Below are 19,947 nucleotides of genomic sequence, written 5' to 3'. Positions count from 1 at the left end.
GCCAATAATCACGTTTTCTTCGTGCAAATCGTCGTGCACGAGCTTGCGGGCATGAATGTGTTCGAGGCCATTGAGAATACCGTTGGCAATTCTGCGAGCATCGTGCAACTGCAGAGGTTTCGTGCCCCTGAGGAGTTGAGGAGTGCAACCTCGGGGACAAACTCCATAATGATGCAATCGCAATCAGTGTTCGTTTCCGGATCGTGCACTTTGTCGACCGTGAAAACGGTCACGACATTAGGATGACTCGTCTGAGCCAATAGGCGTGCATGCGCCATAAGATCAAAACCATCCTGCTGATCGGGGCGTACGATCTTAACTGCAACGTCTCGATCGAGATCGTCTCGCCCACGCCAAACATTGGTATAAGCCCCCTGCCCAATGGGTTTTTCCCCGACGAGTGTTACTTTCATAAACCTTAAATCTTTATTCCGCCTCGACGGAACAGGACTTGCCTGATCCATCAATCGAGTTCGAAAGCGGTCGCGGTTTGCGCGGTTGGACTCGGCTGTCGTGGTTCGTCGCGGCATTGCGTCGGTACATTACGCATTGGCGACAGGGCGGGCCATGTCGGTGCTGGCAGAACGGATACGTACTAGAGCTAGTCCTCATTGTGGCTGTGCCTGGCAATCAGTTCTTCCGCGGACACGACGATCTCGTCGGCTCGGCCAAGCTTGCTAGCCGATGGAGAGTCTGCGATGCCGATCTCGACAAAGTAGATAAGTTTTCCGCCGGCTGGCAGAAGCCGCCATCCATCGCTCTCGGCGAGCTCGACCGCCAAGCGTCGCCGTGACTCGGAGTAGGCAACCAAGTATCCAGCAGGCTCGTTATAGTCGTCACAGTAGCGTGCAACTTGGTGAAACCCGGAGGCGAGCTTGCGCTTTACTTCGGAGGGAGCGTCTTCCGCCTTTATGTATTTGGCGTCCACAACAATGTACTTGCCGTTGGGCTCGCGCAATACGATGTCGGCTTCGCCCGCCCCAGAGGCTGGCTCAACAAAAAACTCCACGCTCTGATCAAGCAGATACTCGTACAGGTCCGCCGCAAGTGCCCGTTCGCCTAGCTTCCCCTCAAGTCCGTCTCCCGCGACTCTTCGAAGTCGGTCCCGGCGGAACCACTCGCTACGCTGCTTATACTTCTGCAGGAGTATCAGAAGGATGTTTCGTGAGTCGAGATGCTCATCAAGATGCTCGAACAGTCCATCCAACGCGACATCTCGCAGAACTTGGACCGCATCGTCGATTTTGATGTGGTCGTCCTGGTTTAAGTGCTCCGCAAGACAGCGAGTCAAGAAAGGGTCGAATGGCTTCGTTTGTGCCAGAGTCTCAAGGACGGCGAGGCACATCGCCGCATGGTCCTCAATGTTGCTCGCAGAGTAGGAGACCGGCGTGTAAAAGGGTATACCGCCACTTGTATTCTCTAGGTTTCGTGATTTTAGATCTGCCGCAATCGTTCGAACCGCCTCCGCGGCCGCAGAAGGGCGGGTCTTTATGCCGTGAATTTGTGCCGCTGTCACGGGCGTGCTTGTCAGCCATTGCAGGAGTTGTTCACATGTGCTCTGGAGCATCGCCGTTGGGCAAGTTTGGGTGCGACGAAATCTTGCACGAAGGATATACCTCGTGCGTTGCAGGAGTTCGGGGTCCATTAGCGGAAACTCCTCAATAAAGAGTTGAAAGCATTGTCTAGCATGCGCACGGAGCGGCGTAATCCGCCCAAATGATCATCGGGTACGATATTGGCATGGCAACCACGACAGACAAGAATGTCATGATGGAGAACCTGATCGAATCGCATCCATACATGGAGTCGGCATCGAGGACACGGCACTTCAACTTCGTAGCGACCGAATTGGAGGGGCTTCCCTTCTACTCTGATGGATATCATGGTGTCGCTCCGACTTATTAGCTCCATTGAGCATCCGAAGTTGATCTTTGTTCGTAGTGGGCTGTAATTGTCGTGTAGTGCTCCCACACCTGCTGAACTGACTGAGCCATCTTGTCATAGTGCTTGTAGGAATCAGCGAGGTCCGGCGAAAACCATTTAGCGAACACGTCCCGACACATAAGCCGGATATCCACCTGTCCATTCGCCATTCGCAGGCGAGTGACGATGTCGTATGCTTCGGCTCAGCCCCACCAACAAAACCGATGCTCCCCCGGCCTCCTCCAAGCACGCTTCGTGATGGACAAACCACAGCCCCCTCAAAGAGCTTGAAAAAGTTCCTCGAGAGGGCTGGACTCCGAAGTTGCGAACAAACGGAGGAGTCCTATGTGGCACGGCCTTTTGCCGGACGTCAAGTTTTTCTTGACGCTTGTCGAGTTTGACGAAGCGATCGCACGAGAGGTCAGCGCGGCCGGATGCCCGTGCGGGGGCAAACTTCACCGAGCTGACTACCCGCGAAAACCACGGGGTATCGTGGCCGATGCCGAACCCTTGTTCAGCCGCCGCATTAGCTTTTGCTGCGCTCGTGAAGGCTGCCGAGCACGCACGACGCCGCTCTCGCTCCGCTTTATTTCTCGCTCCGTGTACGTCTTTGCCATCGTCTTGATCGCCGCTGCAACGTACTGGCAGCGGTGCGGCGCCGACAGCGCTCGTCGTGCCGCGACAACCACCGCAGAATCGTTCGACATCCCCCGACGAACCCAGCGTCGCTGGCTTGCGTTTTTCGTGTCCATCCTGCCATCGCTGTCCGGTTTCATCGCCGAACGCTCGCGTTTCATGCCGCCACTCGACGAAACACGCCTGCCCCTGTCGCTCCTCGAAAGGTTTTCCGGTGATCCCCGAGACCAACTCATGCACGCCTTGCGGTTTGTCGCAATGATTACGAAGCCGTCCAGTCATCGAGCACGCTATGCGATACTCGATTGTCGATACGCAGAGTTTGGTTTTTGCGGTAAAACTGATTCTGAGGTAGTCCGCGTTTGTCCGGAGGCGGCAATGTAGTCGCGCTCCGGTCATTGAGGTGACCTTTATGAACGAATCCGAGGGCGTGCCGATGCGCATGCGATGGGCTCGTCTGCGCTTTCAAATCATAGGACCGCTTTTTGCGGCTCCGCCCGACCATGGCGAGTTATCGATTGCCATCGAGGAGCTCGCCAAAAAGCAATGGCGCCATCCCACGACGGGGGAATGCGTCAAGTTTGGCGCGTCAACCATCGAGCGATGGTACTACCAAGCGAAATCGTCGCCCGTCGACACGATGGAATCGCTCGCGCGCAAAGTGCGTGGTGATGCAGGAAAACAACCCTGCGTCCATGCGGTGCTCAAAGAAACCATTCGGTGTCTGCACCAGCAATTTCCGTGGCTGTCGTTTCAGCTTCATTACGACAACATCGTGGCTCTTGCGGAAAAGGATCCGACCATCCATCCGATTCCGTCGTATTCGACGATTTGTCGATACATGAAAAGCCAGGGACTCTTGCGCGCAAAGTCGTCCAAGATCCGGCAGAAGAAGTCGAATACGGGCGAAGTTTACGAAGTCCGGGAAACGCGCTCCTTCGAGGTGGAGCACGTCAATGGGCTGTGGCATTTGGATTTTCATGAATGCTCCCGCAGCCTGTGCTTACCATCGGGCGAACGGCACAAGCCGGTGCTCTTGTGCGTGCTCGATGATCGGTCACGATTGGTTTGCCATGCGCAATGGTACCTTGCTCCGAGCGCGGAGACGCTGATTCACGGCCTTTGCCAAGCGATCATGAAACGCGGATTGCCTTGGGCGCTGTATGCCGACAATGGCGGTGCGATGATCGCTGCGGAAACGCGCGAAGGGTTGTTGCGTTTGGGAGTCGTGTACGATCACACTCGGCCGTATGGTCCCGAGCAAAACGCGAAGCAGGAAGTGTTTTGGGCTCAGGTCGAAGGTCGGCTCATGGCAATGCTTCGCGGCGAGCCTACGCTGACTTTGGCATTGCTGAACCAGGCGACGCAAGCGTGGGTCGAACAAGAATACAATCGGGCCATCCACAGCGAAACCAAGCAAGCGCCCATTGCACGATTTCTCGATGGGCCGAATACGAGTCGTCCGAGTCCAGAGCCGAACGAATTGCGTCAAGCATTTCGTCGGTCGACGACGCGGGCGCAAAGGCAAGGCGATGGCACGCTGAGCCTCGAGGGGATTCGTTTCGAGATCCCTGCGCGATATCGGCCTTTGAAGCGAGTCCACGTCCGATATGCAAAATGGGACTTGTCGTCGATAGAGCTGTGCGACGAGCGGACTGGAAAATCTCTGTGCACGCTTTTGCCGCTGGACAAGGCCAAAAATGCCGACCGACAGCGGCGCGTGATTCAATCCGACGCAAAGCCGACCGAACATGCAGCGAACGCGCCTGGCGTCGCGCCGTTGCTACAAAAATACATTGCCGAATACGCGGCGACCGGGTTGCCCCCGGCATACCTCGCCCACGAGGAAGTAACGAAAATTCCGGAGGAAAATACATGAAGTCGAAACTCTTGACGTTGTACGGCCTCAAATTCAATCCATTTCGCCCGGACGTACCCATCGAAGCCATCTACGCATCGCCCGCCATCGAATCATTTTGCCTGCGTACGGCAGCCGCCGTGCAAGATGGCGGATTCGTCATGATTACGGGTGATCCGGGAATGGGCAAATCGGTCGTATTGCGATTGCTTGCCCACCAAATCAAGCAGTTGCCGGATGTCGCGGTGGGATCCATCGATCACCCGCAAAGTGGCGTACCGGATTTCTATCGCGAGCTCGGCGACATTTTTGCTGTGCCGCTTCGAGCAAGCAATCGGTGGGGTGGTTTCAAAGCATTGCGAGCGCGCTGGGCAGAGCATATCGGACAAACCTTGATGCGCCCGGTCCTCGTGATTGACGAGGCGCAGGAAATGCACGATGACGTCTTGTCCGAATTGCGCCTTTTGGCGAGCAAGGACTTCGATTCACGGGCGCTGCTATGCGTCGTATTTGCGGGCGACAATCGCTTGCCGGATCGATTTCGCAGGCCGGAACTCGTGCCGCTCGGAAGCCGAATTCGCCGCCGCTTGAACCTCGAACAAGCCTCGCACGACGATCTTGCCGCGTGTCTCGATCATTTACTTGCGTCAGCGGGCAATGCGACATTGATGTCATCGGCGCTCAAAACGACGCTGGTCGAGCATGCGGTCGGCAATTACCGCATCATGATGCACATGGGCGACGAGCTCTTGACGGCCGCCGCCGAGCGCAATGCAGCGCAACTCGACGAAAAGCTTTTCCTCGACGTATTTCACGTACAGCGCCCGAAGAGCGGAGGAAAACGCCGATGATTCGCTCGCCGCCGCTCGTCATTCCCTCGGTGATTGATATTCGATTCGCGCCCGAGCGTGCGTCGCTCGTCATTTGCAAGCCGCGCTCATCGTAGCGGCTCGCGCGCTCGCGGTCGAACATCCGAGCGTCCAATCGCGTGACGATCCGCGGCTCTTCGATCCACCGACGCTCGCTCACGCCCGCGAATTGCTCGACCAATTCAATGAGCTCGCAGATTCGCTCGAACGCTACTTCGCCGCCGTGGATGATGCGGCGGAGCCGAAGAGCGTCGCCTTCGACGACTCGATTTTCTAAGCCCTGCATCCATCAAATAGCGTGCATGAGGAATTTGCATGCAAAGCATCGAATAGCGCGCTACCTCGAGCAAAGCATCAAATACCAAGCACAGGCCGATGGGGCATCAATTTTCGTGCTCAGATGCGCGGACATCAAATAGCGTGCACGAGGACGAAAGCATCAAAATGCGTGCGCGAGGGAGCATCAGATAGCGTGGAGATGCTGATTCGGCGTCGTATTCATCGGGATCGATTGCTGCGATCCCCAAAGGATCGCACGCATTCAAGATTCGACTGGTTTTGGCGAACATTACACACCACGCATAGGCATATCGATCGAAGACCTCGGATGTTGTGGCTTCCGCAATGCGCGTGGCCGAAATAACCGGCTCTCCAAAACTCATGGTTCCGTCAGCGATTGAATTGATAAGCCTATTTCGATAAGAGCGAAGCTCATGGCGGGTGATGTTTTTCGACTGACGGGTGGTAGAGTCGTATTCGTCGTGGTGGTCGAGACATAGCGGAACTAGATTATCTGCCGCGTCGTTGCTTGCGTCTTGGTCGATGTGGGCGATCTGGACTCTCTTTCGCTCTACATTTCCAGCGAGAAATACGCATAGACTGCACCGTCGGCGTGTCTTGACGAGCAAATCTGCAACCACGGTTTCAGCAATAGCCTTGCGGGTCAAGTTAACCGCCCTCCTGCTCCCTCGGGCTCACGTCCCGTATTGCCGACTGTTCGATATCCGTCAGTAGCCGCTCCTGCTCGGCGCCGCAAAAACGCGAACGCACGAAGCGGGCGCTAGGGAATCCACGGGCCATAAGGGACTACGATTCCGTTTCAGATTCCGATTCTGCCTCCAGAGGTGGTACGAATCGCACGTTCCGGAACCTTGACCGCAATTCTACCTCGCCAGCTACACGGGCGTCTTCTTCTGTTGCGTGGTTCCAATTGATCACCAATCTCTCCTGAATGTGAGGCTGATCCGGCAGAACGAGCGTGAATCCCCAATCCGTACCCTGGTTGGGAGCTTCAGAGCGCTCATGCGTCCGTAATGTAATTTCCGTGTTAGCCCCTGAGATGTATTGGTATATCGGCATTAGCCCTCCTATCGTAAACATCATAATTGCAGCCCCCTTGATCCGAGAGCTGGCCGAACCGAGCGGGACACGAACATGGCTGAACGGCGGGGTCAAGTGGACTTCCGTTGCTTCGACTTCTTCGCTCGACGTTGCTTGCGATTGCCCTGCGGGAGCTGCGCTGGGGCCTTGTGCTCCGCCATCTTCTGACGAAGCAGATCGGCGAATCGCCTTGGGCTTGGCTTGGTTAATAGTTTTTCGACTCCAAAGGTATCAGCGGCGCCGAGCGCGTAGCCTAATGCGCCACCACTAATAATGCCTTCCGCAGCGGCTCCCAGTGCAGCAGGAGCCGCTAGGCCAACGACGGTTGCAACGGCTACCCGAACAGTCTTGAACCACGTCTTGTCCTTTAGCGGTTTGTCCGTGATTGTCGCCAACCATGCCTTGGCTACCGCTTCTGCATTATGGGGGTCAGGTTGCTCCCAGAGCCATTTACGAAGCTCCTGCGTAGACTGATGATTACGAATATCAACAATGTCCTTTGGTTGAAGGACCCCGGCCAGCATTACAGCAGGAATGTTCGGCAAGTTCTCCACACGGAGGCCCGCTTCCACAGCCTTGACTGCTCCGTGGGAGCCAACGATGTCGCGCATGCGTAAGAGCTGCTTCCACGTCAGTTCACTCTCATGAACGTCGACGTCCAGGCTGTGTAGGACCATTCCTTTCGCAATGTCCTCTGCAAGCCCAGACAATTTGCCACGTTGATCTTCGCTCAGGTCATATCGTGGCACACTCGGATCAAATCCGTATCGTCGGAGCGCACCCCTATCATATGCTTTTCGCACCGCCTGTACAGCATCCTGTGACACGTTTTTAGCCGACACATGGGTTTTTTCGATTGCGAGCTTCGCCAGGCGTTCAAGCTGGGGCCACGGCACTTTACCGGCTCCCTTCAGGCCCAATTCAACCGATGCTTGCGGATCACAATGCGCGGGCGACGTGTGGTGCCCCGGTGTGAGGGGATCTAGGCCCTTTACATCGCCCGGACTGGTCAACGATATGTAGTTTACCGGCGAGGCCCAGAGAAGGAATTCCAGCGCTCCTTCCTCAAGGAGTTGCTCGACACCCTTCACACCAAAACAGGTGATTAGGTGGCACAGGACATAATTTTCGCCCCATACATGAGTACATACGGATGGCGCGACGATCAGGCCCTCAGCGAAGCGAAGGGCCTCCATAATGATATCAACTTTAAATTCTCGAATTTTTTCTTCGGGTGCATTCAGGTACTCGCCACGTCGGGTCTCCAAGTCCTGGTGGCCCGTTGAGTACAACGCGCGAGGGACTCGAGGAGTCCAGAGGGGCTTTGTCTTGTTGGTCTTCTTCGTCATCGTGTACGGCTTGCCGGTCAGGAATAGTGAAGCACACTAATGTTTGTAAAAACGTTGTCAAGAGCGCTGCCGCCTGCGTTGCAGGCGTGTCCCATCAGATTCGCAACGGCATCAAACGTCAGCGCCCACCGCAATCACCTTATTCTCACAAATGAAGGCTTTCGAGAGGCCCGCCGAGGTGACCGTGGCGCCACGTAAAATCAACACGTTACGCTTCTCGATTCGTGCCGTCGCGACGAGTTTCAATAGCGCCAAGCAAGATCGATAGCGTGCTCTTCCCTACGCTCCGTTTGAAGTACATCACCGCGGTGGAAGGTTGACCTAAAATGCAGCCGTTTGGGTGCAGTGGTGTGTCGACAGATGCCCGCAACGCAGGAGCACGCTGGCTCGACGTACCTGCTTGGTAGGCGCGAACCGACTGGGCATCGATGTCCGCAATCATTCTCGACGCGACCGCCAAATCGCGATAGGCGAACGCATGCATGCACGCAACGTTGCTGCCGTCTCGCTATTGACCGCGGCAACAGCATGCGGTGCACGTACGGACCTGCCCTCGGATGGCAACGGCGCCGCCGGCAGCGCGAGCTCGCCGAGCGGCGCGCCCTCGTGCACCCTCACCATCGACGAGGGGACGACCGTCACAGCCCTCATCACCGAAGGCGAACGCATTTATTATGTCGCGGCCCACGGGCGCGTGATGGCGGTGGATGCGGACACCGGCGAGGGAATGATGCTCGCGCAAGTTCCCATCCAGGGAGGCGGCATCCCCGTTGCACTCGCGCTCGACGCAGATTGGCTTTACGCGACGTTCATTGCCGAAGACGCCGGCTTTCCCGCGCTCTGGCAGATCTCGAAAGCAGGCGGGGAGCCCAAGCTGATCGCTCCAGGCCGAGTCGACAATGTCTTCGTCGACGAGACGGGGCTCTACTGGACCAATGACCACCCCGACTTGCCCAAGCATGTCGTGTTTCGTCGACGCCCAGACGGCACGGTGCTGTCTCTGGGCATGGTCGACGAAACCTACGACGCGCTGCGAGGTATTTTCCGCGGCACGGCCGGCCTCATCGTACCGTCGGAGACCGCGCTCCTCGCGTTCGACATCGAGGGCGCCGGCGTGACCAAAATCTCGGACGTCTGGCACATCTCGCATCCTTTCGAGCGCGATGGCGCGCTCTTTTACAACGTCGACTACGGCACGCCGCACGGCTTTTTTCGCGCATCACTCGACGGCACGATGGCGCAGCAACTTTACGAAGGCCCCTTCCAGCGCGTCATCACCGACGGCGTCCACTGGGTCTTCACCCAGCCGATCGACAAGGACGCCTCCATCTTCAGCGCCTCCTATCCAGACGGAGAGCCGTCGTTCATATATCACAGCCCCACCTACACATCGCCGCGCGCGGTGGCGCTCACGCCGACTCGTCTCGTGCTCGGGACCGCGTGGTGGGAATTTGGAGCGGGCATTCAAAGCATCTGTCGAGACGCGATCGGGCTATGATCCGACTGTCGCGCCAAACGTGATGTTTTGCCTCTGCCCGATGCCATTGCATCCGGAGCATCGGACGGTCGTTTGCGTACGTGGACGCATACGGAAGGCAGACGCGAGAATTGTTTGAAAACTTGACTTGACTAGCCGGCTGGAAGACAACGAGGTGGATGACCATGCGTCAACGTATGCGTACGATTGCAGCAATAGGCTTTTGGGGGATTGCATCGATTGGGCTTACGCCACTTGGCTGCGCGAGTCGTCTTGGTCCGGTCCGAGCCACTCAGACGAAAGGAGGAATTGACCGCCCTGAGCTTCAAGATATCACGGTCGCAAAAGCGAGCGACTGCGTGGCCGAATACGGGCGTCAGTTGGAGCCGGGATATCATAAATTCGATACGAACGTTCAGGTGAATGAAGACGGCGGCAATGAGGACGTGACGATTGACGATATTCCCAACACTGCTTATGACTTGGGCGCATGCATGCGTAATGTTTTCCGCAATATGCCCATTGCCGAAGAACCCCTCCGTCAGGGCGTGGAGACACTCAAATATCGACGCGAGCAGGCGAGCGCGGCACAACGATCGCACATGAGCGCGCCCATCGTGATCGTCGTCGCAGGCGTGACGATTCTCGTCAGCGAATTGGTGATCGAAGCTGGCGCGTACACGATTGTCTTTGCGGTGACGGTGACAGTGGCGGACAAGGCGAAAGACGATGTGGTGGAGGCAGTAAAAAGGTGGAGACGCAAGCCGACGTTGAGTCGGTGCCTCGATGCCGCCGCGGGAGGAGGTGCGCTCTGGGAGGACTTGTGTAACGCAATGACGAATTCCGTCGATGCGGCCGAATGTTGGGATAAAAATTTGCGGAGCGAGCAAATGAAGCGTAACTGGTGCTTCGCAAAGTTCGGAAATTGAACATGCCTGCTAGTGCTAAAACCACATCCAAGGCCAAACGAACGCGCTGGATCGCCGAGCGTCGTCTCGAACGGCGGGATACCGTCGGGGGCACTGTCATTGTTCGCATTGGTAGCCCAGAATGGCCTCCTGGTGCCAAAGAGTGGCGATGCCCATTCATGTTCGAGGGATTGGGAGACGATTCGATTCACTTCGGCAAGAGCATAGATTCGATGGCGGCGCTCCAAAATGCATTGATTGGCATTCGGCAGCTTCTCGAACGGACCGGTATTCCGCTTCGATGGGAGGGGTCTGATGAAAATTACGCTGGTTTTCCGATGGATGTGCCATCGGGATTCGGCCTTGCGTTTCAGCACCGTATCGAGAAAATGATTGAAACGGAGATCGAGGAGCTCGTCCGTCCTATTCGCGAGCGTCACGAACGTCTCGCCGCTCAGCGCAAAGCACGAAAAAAGACGCAAGCCAAATGAATGGAGGCAAAATTCTGCGCCGGTAAGTGGCTCTTCCGTCGAGACGACGCAGAAACTCGCTTCCCATCGTTATGGGCCGCTTCAAGGGCGGGGCAGGGGCGACCCAAAAAGTCCAGCGACGACTCATCTCCAGAAAATGCCGAACAGCCGGACGCCTGAGTTTTTTCTCTCCTGCAAGGTCGCCCATCGACCGTTGGGCTGAGTTTTTTCTCTCCTGCAAGGTCGCCCATCGACCGTTGGGCTGAGTTTTTTCTCTCCTGCAAGGTCGTTCATCGACCGTTGGGCTGAGTTTTTTCTCTCCTGCAAGGTCGCCCCTCGACCGTTGGGCTGAGTTTTTTCTCTCCGCAAAGCCTACCCATCGACCGTTGGGCTGAGTTTTTTCTCTCCTGCAAGGTCGCCCATCGACCGTTGGGCTGAGTTTTTTCTCTATCGGCAGGCTGCACATCGACCATGCGGCTGAACCGTTCTCTGTGTTAGCTTCGACCGAGTCGAATTCCGAGGAGTGGCATGACGGATAAGCACGACGAGAAATCACCGACATTCGCTCGGTTCGAGGAGCAGCTTGCGGATGCAATGTCCGATGGGGACGACCGCATCGTGCGCCTCGAACAGCAGCTCGCGGAAGCGACCGCCAACACGGCGGCCATCGTGAGCGTGCTCAATGTCGTGAGCGAAGCGAGCTCGTTTCGCGCTGCCGTCGAAGCGGCGCTCGATGCCGTACGGCGCGAGTTTGGCTGGGCATACGGCTCGTTCTGGACGCTCGATCGCGAGGCGCAGGTGCTTCGGTTCGCGCTCGATTCGGGAGACGTGAGCGAAGCGTTTCGGCAAGTCACCATCTCGTCGACCTTCGCCGAAGGCGTGGGGTTCAATGGTCGAGCTTGGAAACAGCGCGATCTCTTCTTCGTAGAAGACATCGGCGACATGTCGGACTGCGCGCGCGCGCCCGTGGCAAAGCAGATGGGCGTCAAGAGCGGCGTCTGTTTTCCCATCCTGATGCGCGACGAGCTGGTTGGCACCATGGACTTCTTCGTGATGCGTACGTTGCAGCTCAACACCGCGCGCATCGATGCTTTGCGCAACGTCGGAAAGCTCGTTTCGGGCGCGCTCGATCGCATTGAACGGGTCGACCGAGAAAGGCGTAATGCCGTCGACTTTCAGACGGCCATGGCGAAGCTCTCGGCCGGTTTGAATGCGGCATCCTCCGAAATGGCTCGCATGACCACGGCACAATCGACCGTGGCCCAAAACCAAGCCACCGCGATTGCTCAATTGTCGACGGCAATGACCGAGCTTCGTCAAATGGCGCTGCAATCGATGGACAAGGCTCAAGTCGTCATCGATCTTTCCGATCGGGCTCTGCACAGCGCCGCAGATGGCCGCTCCGTCGTCGAAGGGACCGTGCGCGGCATGCACGAAATTCGCGGCAAGGTGCAATATATTTCCGAAAGAATCGGAGCGCTGCGCACCCAGAGCGAGCAAGCGGGTGAAATCATCGCATCGGTTGCGGAAATCGCCGAACAGAGTCGCTTACTTGCGCTCAATGCCGCCATGGAAGCCGCCCGCGCCGGTGACCATGGTCGAGGGTTTTCCGTCGTCGCCAACGAAATCCGAAGTTTGGCCAATCAATCCAAGGAAGCGACTGTCCAGGTACGAAGGATTCTCGGGGACATTCGTCGCGCCACCGAAGCTGCCGTGGCTGCAATGGACGACGGGTCGGCCAAGGCCGATGAAGGTGTGGCGCTTGCGAAGCAAGCTGGCGAGCGAATCGAAATCCTCAACCGATTCATTGGAGAAGCCGTCGACGCCGCGCGGCTCATTGCCAACGCAGCTCGACATCAAGGCGTGGGCGTCGCTCAAGCCGCCGAAGCCATCCGCGTCATCAACAACGATTCCAACGTCGTCATCGATAACGTTCACCGCGCCGAGTCCACCGTGGCAACGCTCAATGCGACAGTAGCCGACATTACCTCTCTCGTCGAACGCATCGGGTGAGGCTTTGACGCATCGCCCTAACTCGCGTTACCATCTCGCCCGTGCCGCCCCTTCGTTACTTCGTCCCGAACGCCTTCACCGGACTGTCCCTCCTCCTCGGCCTCGCCTCCGTCACCATGAGCGCCCAGGGCGATTTCCGCCTCGCCGCGTGGATGATCCTGTGGGGCGTGCTGCTCGACAAACTCGACGGCACCGCCGCCCGCCTCATGAAAGCCACCAGCAAGTTCGGTGTGGAGTTCGATAGTTTTGCGGATTTTGTCGTTTTCGGCATCGCTCCCGCAGCGCTCGTCTACTACCGCCTTCTTGCCATGGGGCACATCGAGGGTTGGCACAAACCTGCCCTCATGGCGGCTTCGGGCCTGTACGCCTTGGCCCTTGCCGTGCGTTTGTCCCGGTTCAACATCACCACAGGTGGCGAAGACATTTTCTTCGGCTTGCCAGGAACGCTTCTCGGCGCAACCATCGCTTCGGGTTATCTCACCTGGGAAAAGTACGGTTTGGCCGAAAGCATGCTCCAATATGTCCCCGCGTTTCTCGTGATCGCGGCTTTTCTCATGGTCAGCAACGTCCGGCTGCCCAAAATCAAGCTGCGCAAGAGCAAGGCATTCAACGCGTTTTTGGCGACCAATTTGGTCGTCGGCTACATCTGCGGCCCGCTCATGCTCTTCCCTGAATATCTGCTCGCCTGCGCCGTTACGTACACCGTGGCTGGCGTCATCTACTGCTTGCTCAATCCCGAAACCTCCGCCGACTCCGCGACCGAAGCTACAGCCGAGGACGCCGCTCAGGAGCGACTCGCGTGACGTCACGCGTCGCTTTCCTTGCCTCCGTCGCGCTCGTCATCACGTCGCTTTTCTGCCCGAGCGACGCCCAAGCGAAACCCAAACGCAAACCTCCGCCCCCTCCGCCGCTCGATGGGCAAACCATCGATTACGCGTGGGACGGCAAGGACATCGGCCATCCCGAACGCGCGTGGCTCGGACGCAGTTTCGTTCACCGCACCGTGGCTGCGGATGCCGCCAAACCTCGCCCGCTGCTCGTTTTCATCCACGGTTTGAACTCCGAACGAATTCGTTATCGATGGATGGGCGGCGGAAACGAAGGTGATGTTCGGCGCATCGCGTCGGGTCTCATGGAAACGGGCAAGATCCCGCCCGTCGTCGTCGCAGCACCAAGCTCCGTCGTTCTCTCGTCCGTGACGAATGCCGTCACGAGCTGGCCGGCGTTCGATCTCGACAGGTTCGTCGCGCGCACACGCGAAGCGCTGTCGGGTGTCGCGACGATCGATACTTCGCGCATCATCGTCGCAGCGCACTCCGGCGGCGGCTGCAATACCAAAGGTGGAATCGCAACAGCCATTGCAGCCAAAAATCCCGTTTACGCCGCGCTCGTCATCGATACCTGCATGCTCCCCGATTTCGCTGATGTCCTGGCAGGCGCTCGTCGCGACACGCACGTCATCGTATCGTGGCAAACGCAAAGCTGGGCGAAACGCCCATTTGAAGTTTTTCGCAAGAGATTTACGAATTCGACCAAGAAAAACCCTCCGGCGCAAGGGTTTTTCCGCGAGCTGGAACATGTCCGTGTCCACGAGCCAATGCCCCACGACGCGATGGTCGGCATTACGCTCGGACGCTGGCTGCCGACGTTGCTTGCGCCGTGAGCTCACTGCTATCGTTCGTGCGTCCTGACGTGCGAACACTCCTTTCGTCCATCGCGGTGATCGCGACTCTAGCTGGAGCCGGTTGCGTCAACGCGCCTGCGGGCCGACCCGTTTGCGGCGATCGAAAGGCGTGTGCCGACGGCACCATCTGCGTCGTGGGTCGCTGCCGTTTGCCCGCGCAAAGCGTCGTCGGCCCCGCCGATGGCCGGCGCCTCGTGCTCTTCCCCGACAACGTGGCCGTCGCATCTTCCCGCGACGAAAGCGGCGGCGGCAAACAGTTGCCCGCGGTCGTCGTTCTTGGCCGCGGCGCGTCGACCCTGCTCTTGCACTTCGCGGTTCCCATCAAAGACGCGCACGACGTCTCCGCTGCCGTCCTGATCCTCGAACCTCCGCACGATGCCCTTCCTCCCGCGTCGCCCGTTCCCATTCACGTCGCGTCCATCCTCGAGCCTTGGCGCGCTGATGCCGTTGCCGATGGCCGCGTCCCTCGCATCGCCGTGCCCGAACGCGCAGGCGTGTTCGATGGCTCGTTCGGCGGAGTCGTGCGCATCGACGTCACGCCCATCGTCAAACGCTGGGCCGAACGTCGCGCTGACGATCATGGCATCGCCCTCGTCGCCGATGAAACCGATGCCTACGGCTCACGCTTTTCGCTTGGCGTCACGGAAGGCCGCGGCCCGCGCCTCGAGGTGTACCTGCGATGAGCTCCGTCAGCGAGACACCGCTCTTGTCCGTGCGCGACTTGGCTGTCTCGTATGCCACGGCCGAAGGCGGCCGCCTGCAAGCGCTCGATGGTGTGTCGTTCGATGTTCCATCAGGACGAACCGTAGCGATCGTCGGTGAATCCGGCTGTGGGAAAACCGCGACGGCGCTTTCCATCATGCGTCTGCTTCCTTCGCCCGGAGCGTCGATCGATCGCGGCAGCATCCTCTTTCAAGGTGACGATCTGCTTCAGTTGTCCGAGCGCGACATGCAGCGCATTCGAGGCGGCAAGATCGGCATGGTGTTTCAAGAGCCCCTCACGGCGCTCAATCCCGTCTACACCATTGGAGCTCAAATCATCGAAGCGATCCGGCTTCACGATCGCATGTCGCGTTCGGCGTCTCGAGCGCGCGCGATCGATCTGTTGCATCGCGTCGGTTTTGCTCATCCCGAAGAACGCATCGAGAGTTACCCGCACGAGCTCAGCGGAGGCATGCGCCAGCGTGTGCTCATCGCCATGGCGCTCGCGGCGGGTCCGCGGCTTCTGGTTGCGGACGAACCCACGAGCGCTCTCGACACGGCGCTTCGAGCGCAGATCATGGCGTTGCTCGGCGATCTTTCGCGCGAGCTTGGCATGAGCTTGCTCGTGATCACGCATGACCTTGCGTTCGTTGCAGACATCGCCGACGAGCTCGTGGTGCTTTACGCAGGCACCGTCGTGGAAGCGGGTCGTCCGTCGCGCGTGCTTTCGGATCCGCGTCATCCTTACACGCAGGCGCTCGTGCAAAGCGTACCGAAGGCGGGCAGTTTTCGGGCGCGCGGGCAGCGACGCGCGCCTCTGCCCACGATCGAGGGAGCGCTTCCGGACTTGCGATCGAAGCGCGAGGGGTGCGCGTTTGCATCGCGATGCACCAAGGTCTTGGATCGGTGCCGCGTGGAGACGCCGAACATGGTGGCCTTTGGTGACGGCGCTGCGCGGTGTTTCCTGTACGAATCGAGCGTCACGGGGAGCGCGGCATGAGTGATCGCGAGTCGCGCCCTCATGCTCGAAGTCACACGAAGCCGCTCGTGGTCGTCGAAAAGTTGTCGGTGCTCTTTCCGCACCAAAAGAAATTCTTTCGAGCACCAACGTTCGTGCATGCCGTCGACGGCGTGAGTTTTTACATTCGTCCGGGTGAGACGCTGGGTCTCGTAGGAGAATCCGGTTGTGGCAAGACGACGCTCGGTCGAGCCGTCATACGCCTCGTGGAGCCAACCGTCGGGCGAATCGTGTTCGATGGTCAGGAGATCACGGGTTTGTCCGAGCGTGAAGTCCGTCCTCTTCGCCGGCGCATGCAGATTGTTTTTCAGGATCCGTACTCGTCGCTCAATCCGCGCATGACGGTGCGTGAAATCGTGGGTGAGGGCATTGCGGCGTTGCGTTTGGCGAAGACGCCGCGCGAGGCCGAAGAAACGGTCGTCGAAATGCTCGGCAAGGTGGGACTTGGCGCGGACGTGCTCGACCGGTATCCGCACGAATTTTCTGGAGGGCAACGTCAACGCATTGCGATTGCTCGAGCGCTCGCGGTGCGTCCGGACTTCGTCGTTTGCGACGAGCCGACGAGCGCGCTCGATGTGTCCGTGCAGGCGCAAATTCTGAATTTGCTCGAAAAGCTGCAGGACGAATTATCGGTGAGTTATTTGTTCATATCGCACGATTTGCGGACGGTTTCGTATACGAGCCATCGCATTGCGGTCATGTATTTGGGTCGCATCGTGGAAATGGGTCCGGCGAGGGAAGTTTCCGAGCGCCGGCTTCATCCTTATACGCATGCGCTCTTTGGGGCATTGCCCAAGGAAGGCAATGCGGAAGGTCATCGGGAGCGGCCGAGGCGCGTGCTCATGGGAGAGCCGCCGAGTGCGGTTGATCCGCCGCGCGGGTGCGTGTTTTACACGCGTTGTCCGCGTGCGGAGAAGGGTCGTTGCGACGTGGAGATGCCCGAGCTCATGGAAATCGTGCCCGGGAGTCATCATCGCGTGGCGTGTTTTCATCCAGAAGGAATGGATGAAATGGCGGGCGAGGGGACGAGCAGCAAAGCGGACGAGGTGGCTACGGCCAATTAAAACGCATTCGGCACGTCGTCCGTGTCTTCGATGCGCAAATCGGGGCTGGGCAATTCGAGCTCTTCGCAGGCGAGAACGGCCTCGAGCTTGATGGGGCTCGCAATGGTCGGGGTTTGTCCCGCCGTGAGCGCGTCGACGACGATACCCAACGTCCAGCGTCCGAGGGCCGTGACTTCGGCATTTTCGCCATCGAATTTGATGGCACCTCGCAATTCCGTGTTTTCGGCCAGCGTCTCTTGAACATCGTGCCCAAGCACCATTCGAGCCGTTCGCATCACGCGGCGAAGCACGGTGTTCCACGCAGCCTGCGTTTCGGCATCCATGACGTCGTCGAGCACGTCGAGGCCCACGGGAAGACGCGACAGCCGTTCGATGAAGCGCGCGAGAATGGGCCCACGCAATAGGCGTCCGTGTTGCGGCGCAATGATTTCCACGGGCGGATCGAGGGCACGGATCGCGTCCATTGCGCGTGTCAGCACGCGATTGGTGGGCATGTACGTCTGGTGAAACGCGCGCATTCCGGGCCAATCGGATTCATCGGCCCAAAGGCCATACGCTTCGAGCGGCGTGAGCCCGCCAAAAAGGTCGCCCGTGAAGAGCACGCGCGTTTCGGGGTCGTAAAGCATCACGGCGCCGCGGAAATGACAAAATGGACTCGGGACGGGGAGCAAGGTGTGTCCCGTGGGAACGTCGAAACCACGCGGGAAACGAGCTGTGTCGATGAATCGTTCGGGGGGCAGATTCAGGTGCACGATGAGGCGCCACGTCGATTCGGAACACACGATCGATGCTTGTGGGGCATATTTGGCGCAAATGACGGATGCGCTCGAACCGACGTCCGGATCCTGATGATTGATGAACAATGTCGATACTTTGTTCATCCCGCCGATGAGCGTCGCGATTTTGGCGGAAACGACGGCGAAATCGGAGCTGCTGCCGGGGTCCACGAGCAAATTGAATGGCGCCGACGCTCCGGAACCCTTTTGAGGTCGAAAGATTCTCAGATACGGATTGGCGTGAAAAATACTTCTGGGATCGCGCTTGCCGACCCAATACGTGTCCTTCGCAATCTCCACCGGCGAAACGATTTCAGGTCGGTCCGAAGGCGGTGCGGCGCTTCGGTGCGGGGTTTGTCGCGGCATCGTCACCTGTGGCGTACGGCGATCCGTTGCAACGGGCGTGAGGACGGGAGAATCGTGCCGTGGGCCGGTCGCTGGAGCCGGGTGCTCGAGGAGCGGCCCGGTGCCTCGAGTGGAACCCGCGCCGATGACAGGCAAACGCCCCGGCGTCTGATTGACCCTGGGTTTGTCCTCGCTCACCCCGTTGATGAATTTCTCGATCGAGCTGATGCGGGCTGGCGGAGGCGAGATAGCGGGGCTCGCGCCGCCACTCTGCTCGCTGATGGTCTCCGCTTCCACACGGCCCGTCGCTCCGCTGGCCGAGTCATGCACGGTGCTCGAGGCGGCCTCGCGCATGGCATCGGCAACGGCGCTGCGCATGGCCGCAGCATCCGTGAATCGCTTGGGTTTGTCGAAGCTCAACGCCCGGTCGACGATTTCAATGATTGCCCGAGGTGTCTGTGGCGCAAGAACACCCAACGAAATGGCCGGCTTGGTCGCCGCCATGATCAAACTGCCCGTCAAGTTTTGCGCCTCGTGCACCAACCTCCCCGTCAGCAGCGTGAACATCGTTGCTGCGAGCGCCCAAAGATCGCTCGTGGCATCCACATGGTCCCATTCGCCTCGCGCTTGCTCGGGCGACATGAACCCCGGTGTCCCCATCGTCGTGCCAAAGCTCGTCACGAGACGACCCTGCTGAATGGCTGACTCGAGCACCCGGGCAAGCCCGAAGTCGAGCACCTTGATGGTGCCGCCATTCGTCAGGAATATGTTTTCCGGTTTTAGATCGCGGTGCAGGATGCGTCTCTCGTGGGCAGCGACCAGCACGTCGAGCACTGCGTGCGCCGCGACGAGCACGTCGGGGGTCGGCAGCTTGCCGCCGCGTCGTTGCGCAATTCGGTCGTACGTCTCGCCCTCGAGCAGTTCCATCACGAGAAAAACGAGACCATCATCGGTCTCGTCATCGTCGAGAACACGCACCGTTCCCGGATGGCCCACGGCATTGGCTGCATATCCTTCGTGGTGGAATCTTGCGCGAACGGACGGTTCGGAAGCGAGGTCGCCGTGGAGCACTTTGATGGCCACGCGGCTCTTGTTTCGGTGCGTTGCTGCGTACACGGCCGCCATTCCGCCGACACCGAGCAGCGCGTCGAGTCTCCACTTGCCTTTCAGGAGGGCTCCTACGCGGTTTTCAGCGCGCTCACGGTTGACCTTGTCGAATGCAATCACCCTCGTCCTCCTGACGCGCGCGTTCGTCGCCGTCGTTCAACATCGAATGGGAGTCAATATGGCGCGCCGCGCTCGGCTGATGCCGTGTACGCAAGGAAACCATGAAACGAACCGGAAAAAGTTATCACCGGCGAGAAGTTGCGGCGAGACGTTTTTCCATGGCTTTTGCGATCGTAATGGCATCTCGAATGCGAATTCGCACCACGCCGACGATATGGTCATCGTCAATGCAATGACAGCCACGAGAT

The 19,947-nt window shown here is 58.7% G+C and carries 19 protein-coding genes; 13 read left to right on the top strand and 6 right to left on the bottom strand.

Annotation, left to right across the window (positions count from 1 at the left end; all coding sequences use genetic code 11):
* Nucleotides 1-8: 8 nt before the first annotated feature.
* Entirely contained in the window at nucleotides 9-413 is a 405-nt protein-coding gene (locus tag IPM54_11520; protein ID MBK9260452.1) for a protein kinase, read from the bottom strand.
* Between the two features lie 188 nt (nucleotides 414-601).
* The gene (locus IPM54_11515) at nucleotides 602-1,516 is read right to left on the bottom strand and encodes a hypothetical protein (GenBank protein MBK9260451.1); all 915 of its coding nucleotides are present in this window, start codon (nucleotides 1,514-1,516) and stop codon (nucleotides 602-604) included.
* Between the two features lie 224 nt (nucleotides 1,517-1,740).
* On the opposite strand from IPM54_11515, the gene IPM54_11510 reads away from it, so the two are divergent.
* Nucleotides 1,741-1,905 carry a hypothetical protein gene (locus IPM54_11510; protein ID MBK9260450.1) on the top strand — a complete coding sequence of 55 codons (165 nt, stop codon included), beginning with the start codon at nucleotides 1,741-1,743 and terminating at the stop codon, nucleotides 1,903-1,905.
* 485 nt (nucleotides 1,906-2,390) lie between these two features.
* Here the strand turns inward: IPM54_11510 and IPM54_11505 are convergent, their stop codons facing one another.
* Nucleotides 2,391-2,720 carry a hypothetical protein gene (locus tag IPM54_11505; protein ID MBK9260449.1) on the bottom strand — a complete coding sequence of 110 codons (330 nt, stop codon included), beginning with the start codon at nucleotides 2,718-2,720 and terminating at the stop codon, nucleotides 2,391-2,393.
* Nucleotides 2,721-2,971: 251 nt separating this feature from the next.
* Here IPM54_11505 and IPM54_11500 point away from each other — a divergent pair, with 251 nt between their 5' ends.
* From IPM54_11500 to IPM54_11490, 3 genes are all read left to right on the top strand, one after another.
* Complete coding sequence (locus IPM54_11500) at nucleotides 2,972-4,438, top strand: transposase family protein (GenBank protein MBK9260448.1); 1,467 nt, start codon at nucleotides 2,972-2,974, stop codon at nucleotides 4,436-4,438.
* Complete coding sequence (locus IPM54_11495; protein ID MBK9260447.1) at nucleotides 4,435-5,268, top strand: ATP-binding protein; 834 nt, start codon at nucleotides 4,435-4,437, stop codon at nucleotides 5,266-5,268. The genes IPM54_11500 and IPM54_11495 overlap by 4 nt, the downstream gene beginning before the upstream one ends.
* A 73-nt stretch (nucleotides 5,269-5,341) precedes the next feature.
* Nucleotides 5,342-5,563 carry a hypothetical protein gene (locus IPM54_11490; protein MBK9260446.1) on the top strand — a complete coding sequence of 74 codons (222 nt, stop codon included), beginning with the start codon at nucleotides 5,342-5,344 and terminating at the stop codon, nucleotides 5,561-5,563.
* 106 nt (nucleotides 5,564-5,669) lie between these two features.
* On the opposite strand, the gene IPM54_11485 is transcribed toward IPM54_11490, so the two are convergent.
* Nucleotides 5,670-6,233, bottom strand: a complete 564-nt coding sequence (locus IPM54_11485) for an HNH endonuclease (protein MBK9260445.1) — start codon at nucleotides 6,231-6,233, stop codon at nucleotides 5,670-5,672.
* 504 nt (nucleotides 6,234-6,737) lie between these two features.
* Nucleotides 6,738-8,015 (bottom strand): hypothetical protein, encoded by a 1,278-nt coding sequence (locus IPM54_11480; protein MBK9260444.1) that lies wholly within the window; start codon nucleotides 8,013-8,015, stop codon nucleotides 6,738-6,740.
* A 478-nt stretch (nucleotides 8,016-8,493) separates the two neighbouring features.
* Here IPM54_11480 and IPM54_11475 point away from each other — a divergent pair, with 478 nt between their 5' ends.
* The 9 genes from IPM54_11475 to IPM54_11435 all read left to right on the top strand — a co-directional run bounded on the left by IPM54_11475 (nucleotide 8,494) and on the right by IPM54_11435 (nucleotide 17,351).
* Complete coding sequence (locus tag IPM54_11475) at nucleotides 8,494-9,513, top strand: hypothetical protein (protein ID MBK9260443.1); 1,020 nt, start codon at nucleotides 8,494-8,496, stop codon at nucleotides 9,511-9,513.
* Nucleotides 9,514-9,677: 164 nt separating this feature from the next.
* Nucleotides 9,678-10,421: a hypothetical protein gene (locus IPM54_11470; GenBank protein ID MBK9260442.1), complete on the top strand. Its 744-nt coding sequence runs from the start codon at nucleotides 9,678-9,680 to the stop codon at nucleotides 10,419-10,421.
* 2 nt (nucleotides 10,422-10,423) lie between these two features.
* Nucleotides 10,424-10,891: a hypothetical protein gene (locus tag IPM54_11465; protein MBK9260441.1), complete on the top strand. Its 468-nt coding sequence runs from the start codon at nucleotides 10,424-10,426 to the stop codon at nucleotides 10,889-10,891.
* 507 nt (nucleotides 10,892-11,398) lie between these two features.
* Nucleotides 11,399-12,883: a GAF domain-containing protein gene (locus tag IPM54_11460; protein ID MBK9260440.1), complete on the top strand. Its 1,485-nt coding sequence runs from the start codon at nucleotides 11,399-11,401 to the stop codon at nucleotides 12,881-12,883.
* Between the two features lie 41 nt (nucleotides 12,884-12,924).
* Nucleotides 12,925-13,686, top strand: coding sequence for a CDP-alcohol phosphatidyltransferase family protein (locus IPM54_11455; GenBank protein MBK9260439.1), 762 nt, complete (start codon nucleotides 12,925-12,927; stop codon nucleotides 13,684-13,686).
* A complete protein-coding gene (locus IPM54_11450; protein ID MBK9260438.1) occupies nucleotides 13,683-14,546 on the top strand; it encodes a hypothetical protein in 864 nt (287 codons plus the stop codon). The genes IPM54_11455 and IPM54_11450 overlap by 4 nt, the downstream gene beginning before the upstream one ends.
* On the top strand, nucleotides 14,543-15,250 hold the full coding sequence (locus tag IPM54_11445) for a hypothetical protein (GenBank protein ID MBK9260437.1): 708 nt from the start codon (nucleotides 14,543-14,545) through the stop codon (nucleotides 15,248-15,250). The genes IPM54_11450 and IPM54_11445 overlap by 4 nt, the downstream gene beginning before the upstream one ends.
* Nucleotides 15,247-16,269, top strand: a complete 1,023-nt coding sequence (locus IPM54_11440; protein ID MBK9260436.1) for an ABC transporter ATP-binding protein — start codon at nucleotides 15,247-15,249, stop codon at nucleotides 16,267-16,269. The genes IPM54_11445 and IPM54_11440 overlap by 4 nt, the downstream gene beginning before the upstream one ends.
* The gene (locus IPM54_11435; protein MBK9260435.1) at nucleotides 16,266-17,351 is read left to right on the top strand and encodes an ABC transporter ATP-binding protein; all 1,086 of its coding nucleotides are present in this window, start codon (nucleotides 16,266-16,268) and stop codon (nucleotides 17,349-17,351) included. Before IPM54_11440 ends, IPM54_11435 begins: the two co-directional genes overlap by 4 nt.
* Here IPM54_11435 and IPM54_11430 read toward each other — a convergent pair.
* A complete protein-coding gene (locus tag IPM54_11430; protein ID MBK9260434.1) occupies nucleotides 17,348-19,699 on the bottom strand; it encodes a protein kinase in 2,352 nt (783 codons plus the stop codon). The two genes, IPM54_11435 and IPM54_11430, sit on opposite strands and share 4 nt — an antisense overlap.
* Nucleotides 19,700-19,947 lie beyond the last annotated feature (248 nt).

It is taken from the genome of Polyangiaceae bacterium, assembly GCA_016715885.1.
Taxonomy (GTDB): Bacteria; Myxococcota_A; Polyangia; order Polyangiales; family Polyangiaceae; genus Polyangium.
The sequence above is the reverse complement of the archived record's forward strand: the minus strand, read 5'-3'. Positions and strand labels throughout refer to the sequence as shown.